The sequence below is a fragment of the Lactobacillus nasalidis genome, assembly GCF_016587775.1.
Classification (GTDB): Bacteria; Bacillota; Bacilli; order Lactobacillales; family Lactobacillaceae; genus Lactobacillus; species Lactobacillus nasalidis.
Genome location: NZ_BOCG01000434.1, coordinates 1 through 2961, shown reverse-complemented (window position 1 = coordinate 2961; position 2961 = coordinate 1). Strand labels below are relative to the sequence as shown.

Below are 2961 nucleotides of genomic sequence, written 5' to 3'. Positions count from 1 at the left end.
CGATCTATCCGAAGCGGACCCGGCACGTGCCGGAACTGCAGAAGATGGGCGCGTCCATCACTGTCGTCAACAACATCATCCTGGTTCACCCGGGCAGCCGCCTGCACGGCGCCGTGGTTCACGCCGATGAAATCCGGGCCGGGGCCTGCCTGATGCTGACCGGGCTGATGGTCGACGGCGAAACGGTGATCAACAACGCCGGCAACATCCTGAGAGGCTATGACCGGGTTGAAGAGAAGCTGCGGCAGCTGGGGGCCGATGTGGTCATCCGTGACGCAGACTAAGACGGAAAATTTTTTAACTCTTGCCAATCGTGCCTGATATATGGTACTATGTTAGAGTTAATCGATTAATCTATGGCCCGCAGAGGGCTATGGCAAAGGAGTTAAAGAATTATGAAACAAGGTATTCACCCAGATTATCAAGAAGTTTGCTTCATGGACTCAGCAACTGGTTTTAAGTTTGTTGCCGGCTCAACTTTGAAGTCATCAGAAACTGTTGAATTCGAAGGCAACACTTACCCATTGATCCGTGTTGAAATTTCATCAGATTCCCACCCATTCTACACTGGCAAGCAAAAGTTTGCCGCTGCCGATGGTCGAATCGAACGTTTCAACAAGAAGTACGGCTTCAACAAGAAGAACTAATCGTTCTCTTTACTTTAAAAGCAGCCCGCTTGGGTTGCTTTTTTTATTGCGAAGAGCGCCAAACAACGTATAATATACTAAGTGTGTCAATTATTCTTAAGGAGCAGTATTGGAATGAAAATGCAGTTGGCAGAAATCGCCCAAGCCTTAAATACCAGTTGTGAAGGAAACGCGGAAACGATCATTACCTCAGTCGCTTTTGACTCCAGAAAGATCAGTGCCGGCGCCTTGTTTGTCCCGATCAAGGGGCAAAGAGACGGCCACGACTTCGTTGGCGCCGCCATCGCGGCCGGAGCCAGCGCGACCCTGTGGGAAGCCGGGCACCCGGGCAAGCCGGAAGGCATCGCGGTTCTGGAAGTCGCTGACACCTTGAAGGCCATGCAGGACCTGGCCCGTTACTACCTGCAGAAGGTTAACCCGACGGTTGTCGGCATCACCGGCTCAAACGGCAAGACGACGACCAAGGACATGGTGGCGGCAGTTCTGGCCAAGCGCTTCAACGTCTACAAGACCCAGGCCAATTTCAACAATGAAATCGGCGTGCCGATGACCATTTTGGAAATGAAGCCGATCACCGAAATCCTGGTTTTGGAAATGGGGATGGACCGGGCCGGCCAGCTGCATGAACTCAGCCAGCTCGCCCGTCCTGACGTGGCCGTGATCACCATGATCGGGGAAGCCCACATTGAATTCTTCGGCAGCCGGGACAAGATCGCGGACGCGAAGATGGAAATCACGGACTTTTTGCAGGAAGACGGCGAATTCATCTACAACGGCGACGAACCGCTGCTGGCCCAGAGAGCTGCCAAGCTGTCCCAGGACAAGGCCACCTTCGGTTTCGCGGACACCGACACGCTGCACGCCAGCGGCCTGCACAGCACCATGCACCATTCCTACTTCAAGGTCAACGGGACTGACCGGGAATTCTCGATTCCGATGATCGGCCGCCACAACGTGGCCAACGCCATGGCTGCCATTTTGGTCGGCCGCCACTTCGGCGAAAGCGATGAAGAAATCGCTGCCGGCCTGGCCAACTTCGTGCCAACGGCCAACCGGATGGAATGGGAAAAGGGCGACTGCGGCGAAGACATCATGAGCGATATCTACAACTCCAACCCAACGGCCGTTAAAGCCGTAACTGCTTCCTTCGGCCAGGTTCCGGTAACCGGCAGCGGCCGCCGCGTGGCTGTTCTGGCGGACATGCTGGAACTGGGCAGCCGGTCGGCTGACCTGCACGCTGGCCTGGCGGACTGCCTGGACCCAGACAAGATCAACGTCCTTTACCTTTACGGGCCGGAAATGAAACACCTTTACCAAGCCCTGCTGGACAAGTACGACCAGCAGAACCTGCACTATTACCCAGAAGACGAGATGAGCCACTTAATCGATGATTTAAAGAGCGACATCCACAGCCAGGACATCGTTTTGCTGAAGGGATCCCACGGGATGCACCTGGAACGCGTCCTTGACAGACTGAAATAGGAGACGAATTTGAAATTTACTGAACTAGGATTGAATGACAATTTATTGAAGGCCATCAAACGGTCCGGCTTTGAAGAAGCCACGCCGATTCAGGCCCAGACCATTCCCCTGGCCCTGTCCGGCCGGGACGTGATCGGCCAGGCCCAGACCGGGACCGGGAAGACGGCTGCTTTTGGTCTGCCAATCCTGCAAAAGCTGGACAAGCACCAGCACGCCATCCAGGCCATCGTGATCGAACCGACCAGAGAGCTGGCCATCCAGACCCAGGAAGAACTTTTCCGCTTGGGCCGGGACGAGAAGGCCAAGGTCCAGGTCGTATACGGCGGGGCTGACATCGGCCGGCAGATCCGGGCTTTGAAGAACGTGCCGGAAATCCTGGTCGGGACTCCGGGCCGGCTGCTGGACCACCTCAAGCGCAAGACGATCAAGCTTGACGGCGTCAAGACGGTGGTTCTGGACGAAGCTGACGAAATGCTGGACATGGGCTTCATTCAAGACATCGAAAGCATTCTGACTTACGCAGAAAAACGCGACCAGACCCTCTTGTTCAGCGCCACCATGCCTAAGCCGATCCAGGCTTTGGGCGAGAAGTTCATGAACGACCCGCAGGTCGTGAAGATCAAGGCCAAGGAACTGACGGCTGACCTGATCGACCAGTACTTCGTCCGGGTCCGCGAAAACGAAAAGTTCGACACCATGTGCCGGCTGATCGACGTGGAAAACCCGGACCTGGCCGTCGTCTTCGGCCGGACCAAGCGCCGGGTCGATGAACTGACCAGAGGGCTGGTGGCCCGCGGCTACAACGCCGCCGGCATTCACGGCGACTTGACCC

4 protein-coding genes are annotated in these 2961 nt (G+C 55.9%); all 4 read left to right on the top strand.

Going from position 1 to position 2961, the window contains the following annotated elements:
• Positions 1-284: carboxyvinyltransferase (locus tag lacNas_RS08015; RefSeq protein WP_507762777.1), on the top strand; the 284-nt coding region annotated here is incomplete at its 5' end.
• Between the two features lie 111 nt (positions 285-395).
• Positions 396-647, top strand: a complete 252-nt coding sequence (locus tag lacNas_RS08010; protein WP_003612793.1) for a type B 50S ribosomal protein L31 — start codon at positions 396-398, stop codon at positions 645-647.
• Between the two features lie 114 nt (positions 648-761).
• Entirely contained in the window at positions 762-2129 is a 1368-nt protein-coding gene (locus lacNas_RS08005; RefSeq protein WP_201330799.1) for a UDP-N-acetylmuramoyl-tripeptide--D-alanyl-D-alanine ligase, read from the top strand.
• A 9-nt stretch (positions 2130-2138) separates the two neighbouring features.
• A partial coding sequence (locus lacNas_RS08000) for a DEAD/DEAH box helicase (RefSeq protein ID WP_201346762.1) occupies positions 2139-2961 on the top strand: 823 nt, incomplete at its 3' end.